The sequence below is a fragment of the Streptomyces sp. NPDC002845 genome, assembly GCF_053591955.1.
Genome location: NZ_JBSFUU010000041.1, coordinates 20435 through 38130 on the forward strand (window position 1 = coordinate 20435; position 17696 = coordinate 38130).

The following is a 17696-nucleotide window of genomic DNA, read 5'->3' on the forward strand; positions in this document are numbered from 1 at the left end:
CCCATCAGCGACCAGTCCTCTCGTTCGAAAGAAGCAGTGATTGACATGGCCAAGCGCATCGACGTCAGCGGCCTCACCGCCTACTACGGCTCCTTCCGGGCCATCGAGGACATCTCGATGACCGTCGAGCCCCGTTCCGTCACGGCCTTCATCGGCCCCTCCGGCTGCGGCAAGTCCACGTTCCTCCGCACCCTCAACCGGATGCACGAGGTCACGCCCGGTGGGCGGGTCGAGGGCAAGGTCATGCTCGACGACGAGAACCTGTACGGGGCCGGGGTCGACCCGGTGGCCGTGCGGCGTGAGGTCGGCATGGTCTTCCAGCGGCCGAACCCGTTCCCGACGATGTCGGTGTACGACAACGTCGCGGCGGGGCTGAAGCTCAACGGCTCCTACAAGAAGTCCGAGCTCGACGGCGTTGTTGAGAAGTCGCTCAGGGGGGCGAACCTCTGGAACGAGGTGAAGGACCGGCTGAACAAGCCGGGGTCCGGGCTGTCGGGTGGTCAGCAGCAGCGGCTGTGCATCGCGCGGGCGATCGCCGTCGAGCCGAAGGTGCTGCTGATGGATGAGCCGTGCTCCGCGCTGGACCCGATCTCGACCCTCGCGATCGAGGACCTGATCGGGGAGCTGAAGGAGCGCTTCACGATCGTCATCGTGACGCACAACATGCAGCAGGCTGCGCGGGTGTCCGACCGGACGGCCTTCTTCAACCTCGCGGCTGTCGGGCAGCCCGGCAAGCTCATCGAGATCGACGAGACGGAGCGCATCTTCTCCAACCCGTCCGTCCAGGCCACCGAGGACTACATCTCGGGCCGCTTCGGCTGATCCTCCCCCCAAGTCCCCTCGCGGTGCTGCATGGCGGTGCCACCGCGAGGCCAACAAGGACCCGTCCCCTGGCTCCCGGGGGACGGGTCCGTTGTGTTGTGTTGTACCTGCGGGTGGTCGAGCGGGTTGTTTCTCGCGGGGGCGAGGGAAGGGTGGGTCAGAGGAAGGCCAGGTTGATCAGCCAGAAGCTGGTCGCTGCCACCGCGGCGGCGGCCGGCATGGTGATGAACCAGCCGAGGACGATGTTCTTGGCGACGCCCCAGCGGACCGCGTTGAGGCGCTTGGTGGCGCCGACGCCCATGATGGCGGACGTGATGACGTGGGTCGTGGAGATGGGGGCGGTGAAGATGAAGGCCGTGGTGAACATGATCGAGGCACCGGTGGTCTCCGCCGCGAACCCCTGCGGCGGGTCCAGCTCGATGATCTTGCGGCCCAGCGTCCGCATGATGCGCCAGCCCCCCGCGTACGTGCCCAGGGACAGCATCACCGCGCTGGCGATCTTCACCCAGAGCGGGATCGCGCCGCCGTAGTCCTCGACATCGGCGATGACCAGGGCCATGACCACGACACCCATGGTCTTCTGGGCGTCCTGGAGGCCGTGCCCCAGCGCCATGCCCGCCGCAGACACCGTCTGGGCTATACGGAAACCGCGCTTCGCCTTGTGCGGGTTCGCCTTGCGGAAGATCCACATGATGGCCGTCATCACCAGGTAGCCGACCAGGAGGCCGACGACCGGGGAGACGAACATGGGGATGACGATCTTCTCCAGTACACCGTCCCAGTACACCGTCGTGCCGCCCGCCAGCGCCGCGCCCACCATGCCGCCGAACAGCGCGTGGGAGGAGGACGAGGGGAGGCCGAAGTACCACGTGATGAGGTTCCATGTGATCGCGCCGACGAGTGCCGCGAAGAGGATGCCCATCCCCTTCGAGCCCTCGGGCGTCTGGATCAGACCCTCGCTGACGGTCCTGGCGACCTCGCTGCCGAGGAAGGCGCCGGCGAGGTTCATCACCGCGGCCATCACCAGCGCGGCCTTCGGCGTCAGCGCCCGCGTCGACACCGATGTCGCGATCGCGTTCGCGGAGTCGTGGAAGCCGTTCGTGTACGTGAAGAAGAGCGCGACCAGGATGGTCACGACCAGGGCGAAGGTGTCCATGGACGGGCCTCAGGACTCCTTGACGGCGATGGTCTCCACCGTGTTCGCCACATGCTCGAACGCGTCGGCCGCCTCCTCCAGCACATCCACGATCTGCTTGAGCTTGAGGACCTCGATCGCGTCGTATTTGCCGTTGAAAAGGTGTGCAAGAAGCTTTCTGTGTATCTGGTCGGCCTGGTTCTCCAGCCGGTTGACCTCGATCCAGTACTCGGTGAGGTTGTCCATCGTGCGAAGGTTGGGCATCGCCTCCGCCGTCAGCTCGGCCGCCCTCGCCAGCACCTCGATCTGTTGTTCGACCCCCTTCGGCAGCTCCTCGATGTTGTAGAGGACGACCAGGTCGACGGCCTCCTCCATGAAGTCCATGATGTCGTCGAGGGAGGATGCGAGGGAGTAGATGTCCTCACGGTCGAACGGCGTGATGAACGAGGAGTTCAACTGGTGGAAGATCGCGTGTGTGGCATCGTCACCGGCGTGCTCCGCTGCCCGCATCCGCTCCGCGATCTCGGCCCGGTCGGACATGTCCGCCCCGAGCAGTTCCATCAGGAGTTTCGAGCCCGCGACGATGTTGTCCGCGGACGCGGCGAACATGTCGTAGAAGCTCGTCTCCCTGGGGGTCAGACGAAAGCGCACGTGGGGTCCTCGGGATGCTTCGGTTTCGGTCAGGCTGATGCTAAGTGCACCATCCGGCCACGGCTATGGGCCGCCCCCCAGTGTCACCCATCGGGCAAAGTGGTCGGCACGGGGGCACGGCGGCCCCCGGGCGGGCGCCGTGTGGGGCGGCATCCGAGGCAGCGGCCACAGGCCCCATACCCAGCAAAGTTCGTTACGATATACCCACCTGGGGTATCTGTCGTATGTGCCGCCCGAAGATGTCGGCACATGTCAGGAGGAGGACGCGATGACGACCACCGAGGCCGGCGCGACGGCGCCCTCCGAGGACCCCTCGGCCGTGGTGACCGACCACGACCGCGGGATTCACGGCTACCACAAGCAGAAGGACGAGCACCTCAAGCGGCTGCGCCGGATCGAAGGCCAGATCAGGGGCCTGCAGCGGATGGTCGACGAGGACGTCTACTGCATCGACATACTCACCCAGGTCTCCGCCTCCACCAAGGCCCTGCAGTCCTTCGCCCTCCAGCTCCTGGAGGAGCACCTGCGCCACTGCGTCGCGGACGCCGCGGTCAAGGGCGGTGCCGAGATCGACGCGAAGGTGGAGGAGGCGACGAAGGCGATCGGGCGGCTGCTGCGCACCTGAGGAGGTGCAACGGCCGTATGTCCAGGGGTGGTTTTCGGTCATGTTCGCGGCCGGGGGGCCGCGCCGCGATTGTCCGACGGCCCTCACCATGGTGGGGGCCGTTCGCGTTCATGCGCGTTCAGCGGGGCGGTTCGTGACCGTCCCCGTGGGCGCGTTCCTCCCACACCCGCAGGACCTCGTCGATACGGGCCGGGCTGAGCCGGTCCTCGTCGGCGGCCGAGGCCGCGATGATCAGATCGCCGCACAGCTCGATCTCGGCGAGGGCCACGTGGTCCTGAACTGCCGTACCGCCTGCCGGAGCCACGTGCATCACCTCTTCTCTGCCGTCACCGACTTCCTAGAGTAGGGACCGCCCTACACACCGCGCATGGCACCAACGGGCTATTCCTGCCACCCGCCCGGACGGGCCGCCGACCCCTGCCAGGGGTCCTCACGGGCCGGTGCGCCAGTCAGTTTTCGGCGATTTTCCCCGCGTAGATGTCCTCCGGCCGCGGCAGCCGTACGGAGACGGGGACCCCGAAGTCGTACAGCAGGGTCGTCGACGCGACCGCGACCGTGCCCGGCTGCTGCCCGTTGACGAAGCTGAACCGGTGGCGGACCTTCCGGATGCGGCCCTCGTCGTCGAGGTACGCGTCGAACGGGACCCGCGCCGTGGCGAACCCTTTCGCCGCCGCCGCCAAGGGTGCCCTGTTGCCCCGCGAGGCCGTTTCCGACGCCACCGCCAGGTCGGCGGTGCCCCGGTAGTGGCGTACCGGCGTGCCCGCGACCCGGGTTTCGCCCACGTACGTCGCCGTGCGCGTCCCGAGCAGTACCTCGGCCGCGGCGAACGGGTCGGTGACGCCGCCGGTGACCAGGTTGCCGTCCGACAGGGTCGCCGTCTCGACGCGGACCCATTTGTCGGCGGGGACTCCGGCGCCGCGGTTCTTCATGAACAGGGCGCCCGGTGCGAGGAGTTCGGTGATCGGGCGGTGCTCGCTGGTGCCGGCGGGGTCCTGCGGGAGGAGCACCTTCAGGCGGCCGAGCTGCTTTCCGTAGTCGTAGACGCCCTCGCCCCGGATGGTCACGCGGGTGCCGCCGGTGGCCATCTCCATCGACGTACGGGCCTTGGAGCTGCCCGCTTCGACCAGGGCGCCGGCCGCTTGGCGCAATACCTCGACGGGGTCGCTCGGGCGTGCGTCGTCGGACGCCCTGTCCTGCCCGCAGGCGGCGGCGGTGCACGCCATGAGCCCCGCCGCGACGACCGCCGCGCCCGTCCGTCTCTGCTGCCGCGCCATCATCGCCTGCCAACCCCCAAGCCGCCGGTCCGTCCCGGGCCCTCCTGTCGTCGGGTTAACGACGGGTGGGTGCGGCCGTCACGTGGGGATGGCTTTACTTGCCTTGGGTAACGTTGTCGGTGTGGCGCAGCAGGAGGACCCCGGTCTCACGCAGGAACACCGCACGACGACCGTCGAGCAGGGGCCGTTCTGCCATGCTCGCTGCGTCTGCGGCTGGAGAGGCCCGGCCCGCCGCGCGCGCAGCCTGGCGCGGGCGGACGGGGCCGGGCACGAGGACGGCGGTTGAGCGTCTCTGGAACTCTTGAGGATCCCGGCCTGTCGCGGACATCAAGAGTGTTCAGGGTTGAGGAACGGGTTCAGCGTTCCACGCCTGCCTCGCGGAGCGCGTCCAGGAGCGAGAGGACCAACTCCCGGTCCCTCTCCTGCGTGAGGAGCCGCCTCGCGGTCTCGGGGGGCAGCCAGAGGAGGCGGGACACCTCGTGGTTGGGGGTGAAGGTGCCGCCGGTCGCTTCGGCCGCCCAGTAGCGCACCTGCTTGGGGCGGTGCTGGGCGTCGAGGTAGTGAACGGTGGGGAGTTCCCGCCCGAGGACGCAGGTCATGCCGGTTTCCTCGAATACCTCGCGAACGGCTCCGTCACGGGCTTCCTCGTCGCGCTTGAGCTTGCCCTTGGGGAGTGACCAGTCCCCCCACTTCGGCCGGTGGACGAGGGCCAGCTCGATCCCCGGGCCGGACGGCGACCGGCGCCACAGGGCGCAGCCCGCCGCACGGACGATCTCCGTGCCGGTCTCGTCGTCGGTCATGGCGTGCTCACCGCCTCCTTCTGCCACGACTGCTGGAACGCGAACCTGGCCGCCTCCACCTCGTGCCGCTGATCGGCGTGCAGGACACCGAGGGCGTACGCCGTCGCCGGGGCGATGCGCGGGGTGCGGGCCGCCGCCGCTGCCGCCGAGGCCGCCTCGGAGGCGTCACGGTGCCGGTTCAGGGCCTGGCCGGCCGCGAGGAGGCGTACGTCGACGGGCGCGTCCTCGCCGTACAGGACCTCGCGGGCGTAGCGGTGCAGTCGCAGCAGCAGGCGGACCTGGTGCCAGGGGGCGTCCTGGGGGTGCGGGGTGGTCTCGGGGGAGAGGCCGTGGACGAGGGCCTCGGCGTTGTACGGGTGGCCCGCGGTGATCAGCGGCAGCCCGGTGACCGCGTCGCACAGCCGCTCGTGCGCGGCGGCGGCGAGGGGGCGCAGGTCGGCGGTGGCCGCCGCCGGGGTCAGCGGGACCTCGCTGGCGAGTAAGGCCACGCTGTCCGCGACCGCGTGGAAGCGGCTCGACCCCAGGGCCTGGAGGGCCGCGGAGTGGGCGCGGGTCCGGGCGAGGGTGAGCTGGCGTTCGAGGAGGGCTCCGGCCTTGGCGGCGCCCACGGTCAGGTTGCCGCGTTCCTGGGCGGGTTGGGTCCGTGGGCCGGTGGTCGTAGGCGCCGTTCTCAGGGGGGCGGGCTCGGCCCCGGCGGAACGGCTGCCCACGGCCGCGCCCGCGGAGGACCGGTCGGCGCCGGCGGCCGACTGGGCGGGAAAGGCAGCCGAACCCGACAACCGGTTCAGGGCCGCGACCAGCCGCTCCAGGCGGGCCGCGTACGCGTGCTCGCGCGCCAGCGTGCCGGACAGCCAGGCGAGTTCGGGGCGCATGGCCTCGGACCATCCGGCGTCGAGCAGCGGCAGGTAGGTGTGCAGGGTGCCGCTGATACGGCGGGCCGAGCGGCGCAGGGCGCGGGCCGCGTCGGCCGGCTCGTCGGCGCCGCCCGACGCGCCGCCGGTCTCCCGGTGGGCACGCAGCGCGCGGAGGAACTCCGTGGCCTGGGCCCGCAGGTAGCCCGCGAGGGTGTCCGCGGATACGGGCCCGGCGGATACGGGCCCGGCCGTGCGGTCCATGCGGTCCATGCGGTCTGTGGGGTCAGCGCGCTCTGTGGAGTCCCTGTGGTCCGTGGGGTCAAGGTGTCGCTTTGCCACGCCGGCGCCTCCGGGCGTCTATGAGCGTCTCCTGGATGTTCCGCAGGGGCTGGCCCTCGGAGTCGGCCGAGTGCCGGGTCCACTCGCCGTCCGGGCCCAGGTGCCAGGAGGAGGTCGTGTCGGACATGCCGCTCTCCAGGAGCCGGTTGAGCGCCGCCCGGTGGGCCGGGTCGGTGACGCGGACCAGCGCCTCGATACGGCGGTCGAGGTTGCGGTGCATCATGTCGGCGCTGCCGAACCACACCTCGGGCTCGCCGCCGTTGCCGAAGGCGAAGATCCGGGAGTGCTCCAGGAAGCGGCCGAGGACGGACCGTACGCGTATGTTCTCGGACAGGCCCGTGACGCCCGGCCGTACGGCGCAGATGCCGCGCACCCAGACGTCGACCGGCACGCCCGCCTGCGAGGCCCGGTACAGGGCGTCGATGAGGGCCTCGTCGACCATCGAGTTGACCTTGACACGGACATACGCGGGGCGTCCGGCACGGTGGTGCTGGACCTCCTTGTTGATCCGTACGATCAGGCCGTCGCGCAGGGACTTGGGGGCGACGAGGAGGCGGCGGTAGGTCTCGCGGCGGGAGTAGCCGGAGAGCCGGTTGAACAGGTCGGAGAGGTCGGCGCCGACCTGCGGGTCCGCGGTGAGCAGGCCGAGGTCCTCGTAGAGGCGGGCCGTCTTGGGGTGGTAGTTGCCCGTGCCGACGTGGGAGTAGCGGCGCAGGGTGTCGCCCTCCTGGCGGACGACGAGGGACAGCTTGCAGTGGGTCTTCAGCCCGACCAGCCCGTACACGACATGACAGCCGGACTCCTCCAGCTTCCTGGCCCACTTGATGTTGGCCTGCTCGTCGAAGCGGGCCTTGAGCTCCACCAGGACGAGGACCTGCTTGCCGGACTCGGCGGCGTCGATGAGGGCGTCCACGATCGGGGAGTCGCCCGAGGTCCGGTACAGGGTCTGCTTGATCGCGAGGACGTCCGGGTCGTTTGCCGCCTGCTCCAGGAAGGCCTGGACGGAGGTGGAGAAGGAGTCGTACGGGTGGTGCAGGAGGACGTCCCGCTCCCGCAGCGCCGCGAAGATGTCGGGCGCCGACGCCGACTCGACCTCGGCCAGGTCGCGGTGGGTGCCCGCGATGAACTTGGGGTACTTCAGCTCGGGACGGTCGAGCTTGGCGATGCCGAAGAGGCCGGTGAGGTCCAGCGGGCCCGGCAGCGGGTACACCTCGGCCTCGGAGATCTTCAGCTCCCGTACCAGCAGGTCGAGGACGTACCGGTCGATGGACTCCTCCACCTCCAGCCGCACCGGCGGCCCGAAGCGGCGGCGCATGAGCTCCTTCTCCAGGGCCTGGAGCAGGTTCTCGGTGTCGTCCTCCTCGACCTCCAGGTCCTCGTTCCGGGTGATGCGGAACGCGTGGTGCTCCAGCACCTCCATGCCGGGGAACAGCTCTTCGAGGTGCGCGGCGATGACGTCCTCGATGGGCACGTACCGGTTCGGGGAGGCCTCCAGGAAGCGGGACAGCAGCGGCGGCACCTTGACGCGGGCGAAGTGCCGGTGGCCGCTGACCGGGTTCAGTACGACGACCGCGAGGTTCAGCGACAGACCCGAGATGTACGGGAACGGGTGCGCCGGGTCGACGGCCAGCGGGGTCAGGACCGGGAAGATCTGGTGCCGGAACAGCGTGAAGAGGCGGGCCTGCTCCTTCTCCGTCAGCTCGTTCCAGCGGACCAGGTGGATGCCCTCCTCCGCGAGCTCGGGGGCGACGTCCTCCTGGAAGCAGGCCGCGTGCCGGGCCATCAGCTCGCGCGAGCGCGCCCAGATCATCTCCAGCACCTCGCGGGGCTGGAGGCCGGAGGCGGAGCGGGTGGCGACGCCGGTGGCGATACGGCGCTTCAGGCCGGCCACCCGGACCATGAAGAACTCGTCCAGGTTGCTGGCGAAGATCGCGAGGAAGTTCGCGCGTTCGAGGAGGGGGGTGCTCGGGTCCTCCGCGAGTTCGAGCACGCGCTCGTTGAACGCGAGCCAGCTGCGCTCCCGGTCCAGGAAGCGGCCCTGCGGGAGCTGGGCGCCGTCGGCCTCTTCATACACATCGAGGTCGGCGTCGATGTCGGGCTCCAGGTCGGAGACCGCGGCCGCCACCGTGTGCGGCCGGTGCGCGGCTATGGAGCCGACGGACGGCTGTGGGTGCTGGACCTGTGCCTGGGGGTTGGGCTGGCTCATGACCCCATTGTTCCGCGCCGAGAGCGGGACAGGCGCGTCGGAGAGGGCGGGCGGCAGCGCGGGGACACTGCGGCCGCTCCCTGCGCTCTGCCCGTTCCGTGGGGGCGGTGAGGGCTCGGGCACGGCGGGGTTCATTGCCCGAGCGTCGCAAGGTCACCTGAATCACTGGTTACGGCGACATGACGTGCGGGATAGCGGGGGGAGACTCAAGGGGGTACGGCCCGGTGTGCGGCCCGGTGTGTGCCCCAGGGCACACCTCGGGGTGCATCCCGTGGTACATCCCGTAGTACATCCCGGGGTACGCCCCTCCCCCCGCGAGGGGCGTACCGGATGCGGGACGGTCGGTCAGACCGTGCGTCGGCGGAGCAGGATGAACGCGGCAGTGGTCGCCGCGGCGGTGACGGCGAGGACGATGCCCGTTTCCACGAGGTGCAGGGGCCAGTAGTGGGACTGCGGGTGGTAGACCGCGTAGTAGCCGGTGACGCCCAGATCGTCGACGCAGCGCTGGACCTCGGCGGGGGTCCCGTCGCACGCCCAGTACTCGACGTCGGCGGTCCTCCGGCCGTCGATGATCACCCCGTTCTGCAGGCCCCGCACGTTGTCGGGCAGCTGAAGCTCCGTCGCGCCGGTACGCGTGACCGCCGGCCACAGGTCCCAGCGGAACGTGTCCAGGACGAAGTTCAGCGCGAACATCGCGGCCAGGGAGAGGCCCAGCGCGGGCAGGGGGCGCCGGACGGCGATCGCGACGAGCGCCCCGACGGCCAGCGCGCACAGGGTGTAGGCCACCATGGCCGGGCCGCGCGCGAGGAAGACGTGGCCGAAGTCCCAGCTGTCGCCCATCAGCTCCCGGTGCGCCGACCAGCCCCAGCGGAACGCCAGGACGAGGGCCGTGCCGCCGAGGGTGAGCAGCAGCGCGGGCATCGCGAGCTTGGCGGCGAGCCAGCGGGCAGGGGAGACGGACTGGGTCCAGGCGAGGGCGGCCGTGCCGTTCTCCAGCTCGCGGCCGATCAGCGCGGCGCCCGTCCAGGCGGCCACGGCGAGGAACGCGTAGCCGACGGCGAGGCCGACGAAGCCTATGCGCTCGCTGTAGGAGACCGTCGAAGCGATGCCGCAGGCGCCGCGTAGCTCGCAGGCCGCCAGTTCACGCAGGGCGGTGTCCGCGGTGACCGTGATCGTCCAGGCGAGGACTCCGATCGCGAGGACGACGAAGGCACCCCACACGATCAGCGCCGCGCGGTGCAGGCGCAGCACCGTCCAGGGCAGGCCCTTCATGAGGGCGGGCGTGCTCATTTCACTCCTCCCGTACGGCGGTTCAGCAGCCGGAAGGCGGCCAGGACGAGCAGGGCGGTGAGGGCGAGGACGATGCCCGTTTCCACCAGCTGGAGGGGCCAGTAGTGGGACTCCGGGTGGTAGTCGGCGTAGTAGCCGACGATCTCGTGGCCGGAGCACGCGCCGTCCAGGCAGGCGCGGTCGGGGACATGGTCGCCGGTGGAGGTGACGGCGCCGTGCTCGACGTACATGCCGGACCACGATGGGGCCTCGTCGTCCTTCATGACGACGGTCTCGACCGGCCACAGGGACGGGCGCAGGGCTTCGAGTGCGGCCCTGACGGCGATCAGGCCGGCAAGGGCGGCGCCGAGCGCGGGCAGGGCGCGGCGCAGCAGCAGTCCGGCGAGGGCGCCGAGGGCGAGGCCGAGCAGGACGTAGGCGGTGGCGAGGATGCCGTTGGGCAGGAAGGCGGTGGCGTCGTACCACTCCGCCGCTCCCATCACATCCCGTACGTCGGTGTTTCCGTACCACGTCAGGCGGTGCAGCAGGGTGAGGGCGACCGTCCCCGAGACGAGCAGTACGGCCGGGACGGCGAGCTTGGCGGCGAGCCAGCGGGTGGGGGAGACGGACTGGGTCCACAGCAGCGCGGCGGTGCCGTTCTCCATGTCCCGGCCGATCAGGGAGCCGCCCGCCCAGGCCGCGGCGAGCGCGGGCGCGACGATGAGGAGACCGGCGCCGAAGGTGACGGCCAGGTTGTACCGGACGTAGGCGAAGCCCGTGTCGCAGGAGTCGACCATGATCGCGGCGCAGCTGTTCTTCTGGTGCTCGGCCCAGGCGGCGTCCGCGCCCGGCCCGTACGCCCACAGCAGCGCCGCCGCGCCGACGGTCACCGTCGGTGCCCAGAACCACAGCGCCGCGCGGTGCAGGCGCAGTATCGTCCAGGGCAGGCCCTGGCGGGGGTCCAGCGAACGGGTCAGGCGTCCGGTCCGCCCAGTCTGTCCGGTCTGTCCGGGGTGCACGGCGGTGGCGGTCATACGGCGGCCTCCTGGGCGTCCGGCTCGGCGCCTTCGGCGGTCAGCGTCAGCGCCGGGGCCTCCGGGGTGCGCAGATGGGCGAGGACCAGTTCCTCCAGGGTCGGCTCGGAGGTCTGCCACCCGTCGCCGACGGGCCCCCGCGGCCGTACGAGCGCGGTGAGCTGACGTCCGGTCGTGCGGGACTCCACGACGGTGTGCGGGCCGAGGCCACCGGTCGGACCCGTGACGAGGGTGTGCGCGGCGAGCAGTTCGTCCAGCGGGCCCGCGAGGCGGACGCGGCCGCCGCCGATGAGCAGCAAGTGGTCGCAGGAGCCCTCCAGTTCGGCGACGACGTGCGAGGACATCACCACCGTGGTGCCGCGCTCGGCCGCGTCGGCCATCAGCGTGCCCATCAGCTGGTGCCGGGCGAGCGGGTCGAGGTCGGCCATCGGCTCGTCCAGGAGCAGCAGTTCGGGCCGTTTGCCGAGCGCGAGGGCGAGGGCGACCCGGGTGCGCTGGCCGCCGGAGAGCGTGCGGATCTTCTGGCCCGGGTCGAGGTCGCCCTCGGCCACGACCCGCTCGGCGACGGCCGCGTCCCAGTGCCGGGGGTTGAGCTCGTGGCCCAGACGGAGGGTGCCGGCGATGGTGAGCTGGGGGTGCAGCGGCTTGTCCTGGGCGACGTACGCGAAGCGCTCGCGGGCCGCCGCCGGGTTCGTGCCGAGCACGCTGATCGTGCCCTCGGTCGGCCTGAGCAGGCCGGCCGCGTGGGCGAGCAGTGTCGACTTGCCCGCGCCGTTCGGTCCGACGACCGCGCAGATGCGCCCCGCCGGAAGCCGGAACGCGCACTCGCGCAGCGCCCAGCCTCCCCGCCGCCCGAACCTCTTGCCCAGGGCGGCCGCCTCGATGGCGGTGTCGGTCATGCGTCGTCCCCCTTGATGTGTTCCTTGATGTGTTCGTCCGGCTTGAAGTGCTCGTCGAGTACGGAGTGGAACAGCGCCGCCACGTCGTCCCGTTCGAGCCCGGTCTCGCGGGCGCGTGCGGTCCATGCGGACAGCTCCGTGCGCAGTGCGGAGTCGGCGGGCGCGGTGCCCAGCGACTTCCGTACGAAGGTGCCGAGGCCGCGGCGTGCCTCGACCAGGCCCTCGCGCTCCAGTTCGCGGTAGGCCTTCAGGACCGTGTTCGGGTTGATGGCGGTGGCTTCCACGACCTCGCGGGCCGTGGGCAGCTTGTCGCCCGGCTCCAACAGGCCCAGCCGCAGGGCCTGTTTGGTCTGCTGGACGATCTGGACGTACGTGGCGACACCGCTTCGCCGGTCTATGCGGTACTCGACCACCCGGATAACCACCCTTTCACTAATTGAGTAGTGAAAGGGTGGTACAAGAGAGGGGGCGGTGTCAACATCACCGCCCCCACTTGTGGATAACGCTCCTGTGGATAAGTGGATAAGTGGATAACTCGACGGCCGCGTCGGCTCAGGTCTCCGTCCGGTACATCAGGTCCGTCTCGTACGTCGTGAAGCCCAGCCGCTCGTACACCGTCACCGCCGCCTTGTTGTCGGCGTCGACGTAGAGCATCGCGGTGGGCAGGCCCTGGGCGGCGAGGTGGCGCAGGCCGATGGTCGTCAGGGCCTTGCCGAGGCCGCCGCCCTGGGCGCTGGGACGGATGCCGACGACGTACACCTCGCCGAGCTGCTCCTCGGCGTGGACCTTGGTCCAGTGGAAGCCGATGAGTTCGCCGTCCCGTTCGGCGAGGAAGAAGCCCGCCGGGTCGAACCACGGCTCGGCCTTGCGGTCGTCGAGGTCGCGCTGGGTGAGGGAGCCCTGCTCGGGGTGGTGGGCGAAGGCGTCGGCGTTCACGTCGAGCCAGGCGGCGTCGTCCTCGCCGGGTACGAAGGTGCGCACGGTGACGCCCTCGGGGAGCACCGGCTCGGGCGGGTCGAAGTCGGCCAGCGGGCGCCGCATCTGGCGCAGTTCGCGGAAGAGGGTGAGGCCGAGGACCTGGGCGAGGTGCCGGGCCGCCGCGTGTCCGCCGTGCGCCCACACCCGCAGCCGCTTGCCCGACTCGGCGAGCAGCGCGGCGCCGAGCGCCCGGCCGTGGCCGTGGCCGCGGTGCGCCGGGTGGACGACCAGCTCGGCGGCCGGGGCCTCCACGGGGTCGGTGTCCTCCAGCTGGGCGTAGCCGAGGAGTTCGCCGCCGACGGTGAGCAGCAGGTGCCGGACCCCTGCGCGGGCCCCTGCGCGGGGGGCGCCGCGGAGTTGGAGGCGGCCCTGTTCGGAGACGGCCTGCTGGCCGTCGGAGCGGGCGGCCTCGGCGAGGAGGGTGAGGACGGCTTCGGCCTGGTCGCCGGTCAGGGACGGGAGGGTTTCGATGAGGCGGGGGCCTCCGGCTGGGGGTTGGCTGCTGCTCATAGATCGAGCGTAAAGGTGTGTGCGGGGTTCCATCTCGTCTGCCGGGTTGTTGTGGTCTTGCTGGTGCGGGTCCGATGTGGCTGGTCGCGCCCACGCGACGGAGCCGCACAATGTCACAGCCCCGCGCCCCTTCGGGGGTGCCCACCTGACCGTTTCGTCCTGAAGTGCTCTTGACAGCAATCAGCTCGTAACCGACAACCCCCTGTCGCGCTACGCGCGTTGACCCTAGGCTTCGGCCGGACGGGGCCTATTTCTCACCCAAAACTCAGGACTCACAGGGGGGCACATGTCAGCCACACCCCACGCGCACCGCAGACGCCGTACGCGCCGCATGCTCGTCGCCGCCGCGGGCCTCGCCACGGTCGGCGCCCTGGCCGCCGCGCTGCCGGCGATGGCCGGTGAGGCGAAGACGGCGCACAAGCCGGGCAAGCACAAGCTCAGCCGCTACCAGAACGTGCAGCTGCTGTCGTTCAACGACCTGCACGGCAACCTGGAGCCGCCGGCGGGCTCCTCCGGCCGCGTCACCGAGGTGCACGAGGACGGCCACACCGAGACGATCGACGCCGGTGGTGTCGAGTACCTGGCGACGCACCTGCGCGACGCGCGCAAGGGCAACAAGTACTCCGTCACCGCCGCCGGCGGCGACATGGTGGGCGCCTCCCCGCTGATCTCCGGCCTGTTCCACGACGAGCCGACCATCGAGGCGCTGAACAAGCTGGACCTCGACGTCACCTCGGTCGGCAACCACGAGTTCGACGAGGGTGCCAGGGAGCTGGCCCGCCTGCAGAAGGGCGGCTGCCACCCCGTCGACGGCTGCTACGTCGAGGGTGAGAAGTTCGGCGGCGCCGAGTTCCCGTACCTGGCCGCGAACGTGCTGAACGAGAGGACCGGCAAGCCGATCCTCAAGCCGTACTGGGTGTGGAAGAAGAACGGCGTCAAGATCGGCTTCATCGGCGTGACCCTGGAGGACACTCCGGGCATCGTTTCCGCCGAGGGCGTCAAGGGCCTCAAGTTCAAGGACGAGGTCGAGACGATCAACAAGTACGCCAAGGTGCTGGAGCGCAAGGGCGTCAAGTCGGTCGTCGCGCTGATCCACGAGGGCGGCTTCCCCGCCTCGACGGCGTACAACTACGACTGCGACTCGCCCGGCGCCGGTGACGGCATCTCCGGCCCGATCGTCGACATCGCCGAGAACATCACGCCGAAGGTCGACGCGCTGGTCACCGGCCACACGCACACCGCGTACGCCTGCACGATCAACGACCCGTCGGGCAAGCCGCGCACGGTCACCTCGGCCGCGTCGTTCGGCCGCCTCTACACGGACACGACGCTGACGTACGACCGCTGGACGGGTGACATCGCCCGTACGGCCGTCGAGTCGGCCAACCACGTGGTGACCCGTGACGTCGAGAAAGCCGCTGACATGACGGCCCTCATCAACAAGTGGAACACCCTCGCCGCCCCGATCGGGGGCCGCGCCATCGGCCACATCTCGGGTGACATCGTCAGGGACGGCACCGAGTCCCCGCTCGGCGACCTCATCGCCGACGCGCAGCTCGCGTACGGCAGGACACTCGACCCGGAGACCGACCTCGCCCTGATGAACCCGGGCGGCATCCGTGCCTCGCTGACCTTCGCGGCCTCGGGGACGGAGGGCGACGGTGTGGTCACCTTCGCCGAGGGCTTCACGGTCCAGCCGTTCTCCAACACGGTGAACCTCCAGGACTTCACGGGCGCCCAGCTGATCTCGGTCCTCCAGGAGCAGGTCAGCGGCACCAACGCCGCCGCCCCGAAGGTCCTCCAGGTCTCGTCCGGTCTGACGTACACGCTGGACCTGACGAAGACGGGCGCCGACCGTGTGATCGTGGACTCGATCCGGCTGAACGGCGAGGCCATCGACCCGGCGGCCACCTACCGCGTCGCGACGAACAGCTTCCTCGCGGGCGGCGGCGACGGCTTCCCCACCCTGGGCGAGGGCACCAACGACCTCGTCGGCGGCGACGACCTGGCCGCGCTGGAGCAGTACCTGCTGGCCAACTCCTCCGCCACCAGCCCGATCGCACCGCCGGCGGCGGACCGGATCACGGTTGTGCAGTAGCAGCAGTAGCAAGTAGTAGCAGCAGCAGTAGTAGCTGCGGGACGGAACGGCCTTGAAGGGTCCGGGGGTACGAGCGACGCTCGTACCCCCGGACCCTTCTCGATGGTGGAGCCGTCAGGACGCCGTCGGCGTCCAGCCCGCCAGCCAGTCCGCGACCTGCTGGTCGGCGGCCTGGGCGTCCGTCAGGTGGGGCCGGTCACTGCTCTCGCTGCCCGCGCCCGGACCCTTGTTCCCGTACTCGGCGAAGCGGTCGTCCTTCCAGGAGAAGCCGCTCATGTCGGTCCAGGGCGTGGTGCGGATCGCCGCGCTGAGGGTGGTGTTGCGGACCGTCGTCTGGGGGTCGAGGGTCGCGTCCCCGCCGGCGTGCCAGGGGCGGCCGAGGTAGAAGCTGCGGTCGGACACGTCACCGTTGACGGTGGAGCGGTTGATCAGGATGCCCTTGCGGTTCGCGGCCGTGCTGGGGGCCGTGATGTAGCCGGCCGAGGTGCCGTTCCAGCGCTTCTTGAGCGTGATGATCGACCGGTCGATCACTGCCGTCGCCCGGCCGAAGATGAAGTCGACGTTGCCGATGATGTAGGAGTTGGTCATGTAGACGCGGCCGAGCTTGTCCTTGGCGGCCGTGTCCAGGAGCAGGGTGTCCTGGTCGCCGTTGACGATGATGCTGTCGAGGAAGACCTTGTCGGCGGCGGTGCGCAGGGCGACCGCCTGGTGGCCGGAGAGGTCCTGGTTCCTCGCCTCGTCGAAGTCGTTCGTGATCGTCAGGTTGCGGGCCTGGAACTCGTCCGCCTGCACGGTCACGGTCGCGCTGCCGCTCGTGCCGTACGTCCCCGATCCGTCGGGCTTCTGCGTCCCGGCCGCGTTGTTGTAGACGATCACCGTGTCCTTACGGCTGCCACCAGTGCCCTGGATGGTGACGTACGGCTTGTTCGAGGGGACCTTGACCGTCTCGCGGTACGTGCCCGGCGCGACCTTGATGACCACGCGGGAGCTGTTACCGGCCGGGACGGCGTCGACGGCCTTCTGCACGCTCGTGTACTGCCCGGAGCCGTCCTTGGCGACGGTGAGGGTGGTGGCGGCGGCGGCCGTACCGGCGGTCGTGCTCGTGCCGATCGACGTACGCGGGCCCGCGCCCGACCTGAGCAGTGAGGGCACATCGGCGGCCCTGTCCAGCGTGTAGGAGTAGTACGACTTCGGGTCGAAGGCCGTACCGCCGCTCTCGTTGCGCCCGCTGGTGCCCGAGAAGACGTTGCCGCGCTGGACGAGGGCTGCGGCGCTGTCCTTGATGACGGGGTTCTTCATGCCCTCGAAGTAGGAGTTCTCCAGCACCATCTTCGTCTTCCCGCGCGCGTAGTTGCCGTAGGAGGAGTTGATGGAGGTGCCCGGCTCGTCCTGCAGGTAGTTGTTGTACAGGTGCGCGTGGGCGATGTTGTCCGCGGACGGGTTGCGCTGCTCGGTCTCGCGGAACCAGTTGTGGTGGATGGTCAGGTCCGCGGTGACGTTGTCGGTCCAGCCGATGCCGAAGGTCTTGTTGTTGTCGCTCAGCTTGTTCCAGGACACCGTCACGTACGTCGTGTCCTTGCGGCTGTCGATGAGCCCGTCGGCCATGTGCCGCAGGTCGTTGTGGTCGATCCAGACGTGGTGGGCGCCGTCCATCTGGATGGCGTCGAAGTCGTGGTCCTTGTCGTTCCAGGTGCCCTGGTACGAGTCCCGGATGGTGAGGTTCCGGATGATGACGTTGTGCACGCCCTGGCCGAGGAAGAAACCGCCGCCGACGATGTGACCGGAGGTGCCGGAGCCCACGATCGTCTTGTCGGAGGCGACCTTGATCTCTTTCCCGACGGGGTTCATGTTGATGGTGGCCGCGACGACGATGACGTACGGCTCGGACGCGGTCGCGTACTTCTCCAGGTCCGCGAGGGTGCGGACGGTGACGGTCTTTCCGCCCCGGCCGCCGTAAGTCCCATTCTGGCCAAGGGCGTTGACGGAGGCGAAGCCGTCGGCGGTCTCGGTGGCCCAGGAGGGGGTGGCGGCCGAGGCCGTCTGCTGGGCGTCCTCGCCGAAGAGCCCGAAGTCCGTGCCGTAGGCGAGGGTGCCGGCGGCGGTCAGGGTGAGAGGGAGGCCGATCGCCAGCGCGGTTCTCCTTCTGCGGTGGCGAGCCTTGACCTTGGTCGGCGTGGAGCGGTGCTCACTCATGCGGCATTC

General features: G+C 70.1%; 17 protein-coding genes. 4 read left to right on the top strand and 13 right to left on the bottom strand.

Annotated elements, in window-relative coordinates:
• Positions 1-45 precede the first annotated feature (45 nt).
• Positions 46-822 (top strand): phosphate ABC transporter ATP-binding protein PstB, encoded by a 777-nt coding sequence (gene pstB, locus ACWD3C_RS27295; protein WP_451148347.1) that lies wholly within the window; start codon positions 46-48, stop codon positions 820-822.
• Between the two features lie 157 nt (positions 823-979).
• Here pstB and ACWD3C_RS27300 read toward each other — a convergent pair whose 3' ends face one another.
• Together ACWD3C_RS27300 and ACWD3C_RS27305 are read right to left on the bottom strand one after the other, a co-directional pair.
• Positions 980-1978, bottom strand: a complete 999-nt coding sequence (locus ACWD3C_RS27300) for an anion permease (RefSeq protein WP_451148349.1) — start codon at positions 1976-1978, stop codon at positions 980-982.
• Positions 1979-1987: 9 nt separating this feature from the next.
• Complete coding sequence (locus ACWD3C_RS27305) at positions 1988-2608, bottom strand: DUF47 domain-containing protein (RefSeq protein ID WP_451148350.1); 621 nt, start codon at positions 2606-2608, stop codon at positions 1988-1990.
• Positions 2609-2876: 268 nt separating this feature from the next.
• On the opposite strand from ACWD3C_RS27305, the gene ACWD3C_RS27310 reads away from it, so the two are divergent.
• On the top strand, positions 2877-3233 hold the full coding sequence (locus ACWD3C_RS27310; protein ID WP_451148352.1) for a metal-sensitive transcriptional regulator: 357 nt from the start codon (positions 2877-2879) through the stop codon (positions 3231-3233).
• A 118-nt stretch (positions 3234-3351) separates the two neighbouring features.
• Here ACWD3C_RS27310 and ACWD3C_RS27315 read toward each other — a convergent pair whose 3' ends face one another.
• Together ACWD3C_RS27315 and ACWD3C_RS27320 are read right to left on the bottom strand one after the other, a co-directional pair.
• Positions 3352-3543, bottom strand: a complete 192-nt coding sequence (locus tag ACWD3C_RS27315) for a hypothetical protein (RefSeq protein ID WP_451148354.1) — start codon at positions 3541-3543, stop codon at positions 3352-3354.
• A 139-nt stretch (positions 3544-3682) separates the two neighbouring features.
• Positions 3683-4510 carry a hypothetical protein gene (locus ACWD3C_RS27320; RefSeq protein WP_451148356.1) on the bottom strand — a complete coding sequence of 276 codons (828 nt, stop codon included), beginning with the start codon at positions 4508-4510 and terminating at the stop codon, positions 3683-3685.
• A 118-nt stretch (positions 4511-4628) separates the two neighbouring features.
• Between ACWD3C_RS27320 and ACWD3C_RS27325 the strand changes: the two genes are divergently transcribed.
• On the top strand, positions 4629-4793 hold the full coding sequence (locus ACWD3C_RS27325; protein WP_451148358.1) for a hypothetical protein: 165 nt from the start codon (positions 4629-4631) through the stop codon (positions 4791-4793).
• 70 nt (positions 4794-4863) lie between these two features.
• Here the strand turns inward: ACWD3C_RS27325 and ACWD3C_RS27330 are convergent, their stop codons facing one another.
• The 8 genes from ACWD3C_RS27330 to mshD form a co-directional block, all read right to left on the bottom strand.
• Positions 4864-5307 (bottom strand): NUDIX hydrolase, encoded by a 444-nt coding sequence (locus ACWD3C_RS27330; protein ID WP_451148360.1) that lies wholly within the window; start codon positions 5305-5307, stop codon positions 4864-4866.
• Positions 5304-6500, bottom strand: coding sequence for a CHAD domain-containing protein (locus ACWD3C_RS27335; RefSeq protein WP_451148362.1), 1197 nt, complete (start codon positions 6498-6500; stop codon positions 5304-5306). The genes ACWD3C_RS27330 and ACWD3C_RS27335 overlap by 4 nt, the downstream gene beginning before the upstream one ends.
• Positions 6481-8706: an RNA degradosome polyphosphate kinase gene (locus ACWD3C_RS27340; protein ID WP_451148364.1), complete on the bottom strand. Its 2226-nt coding sequence runs from the start codon at positions 8704-8706 to the stop codon at positions 6481-6483. The genes ACWD3C_RS27335 and ACWD3C_RS27340 overlap by 20 nt, the downstream gene beginning before the upstream one ends.
• 345 nt (positions 8707-9051) lie before the next feature.
• Complete coding sequence (locus tag ACWD3C_RS27345; RefSeq protein WP_451148366.1) at positions 9052-9996, bottom strand: hypothetical protein; 945 nt, start codon at positions 9994-9996, stop codon at positions 9052-9054.
• Positions 9993-11009 (bottom strand): ABC transporter permease, encoded by a 1017-nt coding sequence (locus ACWD3C_RS27350; protein WP_451148368.1) that lies wholly within the window; start codon positions 11007-11009, stop codon positions 9993-9995. The genes ACWD3C_RS27345 and ACWD3C_RS27350 overlap by 4 nt, the downstream gene beginning before the upstream one ends.
• Complete coding sequence (locus tag ACWD3C_RS27355) at positions 11006-11908, bottom strand: ABC transporter ATP-binding protein (protein WP_451148370.1); 903 nt, start codon at positions 11906-11908, stop codon at positions 11006-11008. The genes ACWD3C_RS27350 and ACWD3C_RS27355 overlap by 4 nt, the downstream gene beginning before the upstream one ends.
• Positions 11905-12321 (bottom strand): GntR family transcriptional regulator, encoded by a 417-nt coding sequence (locus ACWD3C_RS27360; RefSeq protein WP_451148372.1) that lies wholly within the window; start codon positions 12319-12321, stop codon positions 11905-11907. The genes ACWD3C_RS27355 and ACWD3C_RS27360 overlap by 4 nt, the downstream gene beginning before the upstream one ends.
• 139 nt (positions 12322-12460) lie before the next feature.
• On the bottom strand, positions 12461-13396 hold the full coding sequence (mshD, locus tag ACWD3C_RS27365) for a mycothiol synthase (RefSeq protein ID WP_451148374.1): 936 nt from the start codon (positions 13394-13396) through the stop codon (positions 12461-12463).
• 286 nt (positions 13397-13682) lie between these two features.
• Between mshD and ACWD3C_RS27370 the strand changes: the two genes are divergently transcribed.
• Positions 13683-15494, top strand: a complete 1812-nt coding sequence (locus tag ACWD3C_RS27370; RefSeq protein ID WP_451148376.1) for a bifunctional metallophosphatase/5'-nucleotidase — start codon at positions 13683-13685, stop codon at positions 15492-15494.
• 114 nt (positions 15495-15608) lie between these two features.
• On the opposite strand, the gene ACWD3C_RS27375 is transcribed toward ACWD3C_RS27370, so the two are convergent.
• Positions 15609-17687 carry a pectinesterase family protein gene (locus ACWD3C_RS27375; protein WP_451148378.1) on the bottom strand — a complete coding sequence of 693 codons (2079 nt, stop codon included), beginning with the start codon at positions 17685-17687 and terminating at the stop codon, positions 15609-15611.
• Positions 17688-17696 lie beyond the last annotated feature (9 nt).

Excerpts from the sequence above, each read along its gene's own strand:
- ACWD3C_RS27330 (WP_451148360.1), bottom strand. The coding sequence starts at position 5,307 with ATGACCGACGACGAGACCGGCACGGAGATCGTCCGTGCGGCGGGCTGC.
- ACWD3C_RS27375 (WP_451148378.1), bottom strand. The coding sequence starts at position 17,687 with ATGAGTGAGCACCGCTCCACGCCGACCAAGGTCAAGGCTCGCCACCGC.
- ACWD3C_RS27315 (WP_451148354.1), bottom strand. The coding sequence starts at position 3,543 with ATGCACGTGGCTCCGGCAGGCGGTACGGCAGTTCAGGACCACGTGGCC.
- ACWD3C_RS27320 (WP_451148356.1), bottom strand. The coding sequence starts at position 4,510 with ATGATGGCGCGGCAGCAGAGACGGACGGGCGCGGCGGTCGTCGCGGCG.
- ACWD3C_RS27370 (WP_451148376.1), top strand. The coding sequence starts at position 13,683 with ATGTCAGCCACACCCCACGCGCACCGCAGACGCCGTACGCGCCGCATG.
- ACWD3C_RS27310 (WP_451148352.1), top strand. The coding sequence starts at position 2,877 with ATGACGACCACCGAGGCCGGCGCGACGGCGCCCTCCGAGGACCCCTCG.
- ACWD3C_RS27350 (WP_451148368.1), bottom strand. The coding sequence starts at position 11,009 with ATGACCGCCACCGCCGTGCACCCCGGACAGACCGGACAGACTGGGCGG.
- mshD (WP_451148374.1), bottom strand. The coding sequence starts at position 13,396 with ATGAGCAGCAGCCAACCCCCAGCCGGAGGCCCCCGCCTCATCGAAACC.
- ACWD3C_RS27345 (WP_451148366.1), bottom strand. The coding sequence starts at position 9,996 with ATGAGCACGCCCGCCCTCATGAAGGGCCTGCCCTGGACGGTGCTGCGC.
- ACWD3C_RS27355 (WP_451148370.1), bottom strand. The coding sequence starts at position 11,908 with ATGACCGACACCGCCATCGAGGCGGCCGCCCTGGGCAAGAGGTTCGGG.
- ACWD3C_RS27300 (WP_451148349.1), bottom strand. The coding sequence starts at position 1,978 with ATGGACACCTTCGCCCTGGTCGTGACCATCCTGGTCGCGCTCTTCTTC.
- ACWD3C_RS27340 (WP_451148364.1), bottom strand. The coding sequence starts at position 8,706 with ATGAGCCAGCCCAACCCCCAGGCACAGGTCCAGCACCCACAGCCGTCC.
- pstB (WP_451148347.1), top strand. The coding sequence starts at position 46 with ATGGCCAAGCGCATCGACGTCAGCGGCCTCACCGCCTACTACGGCTCC.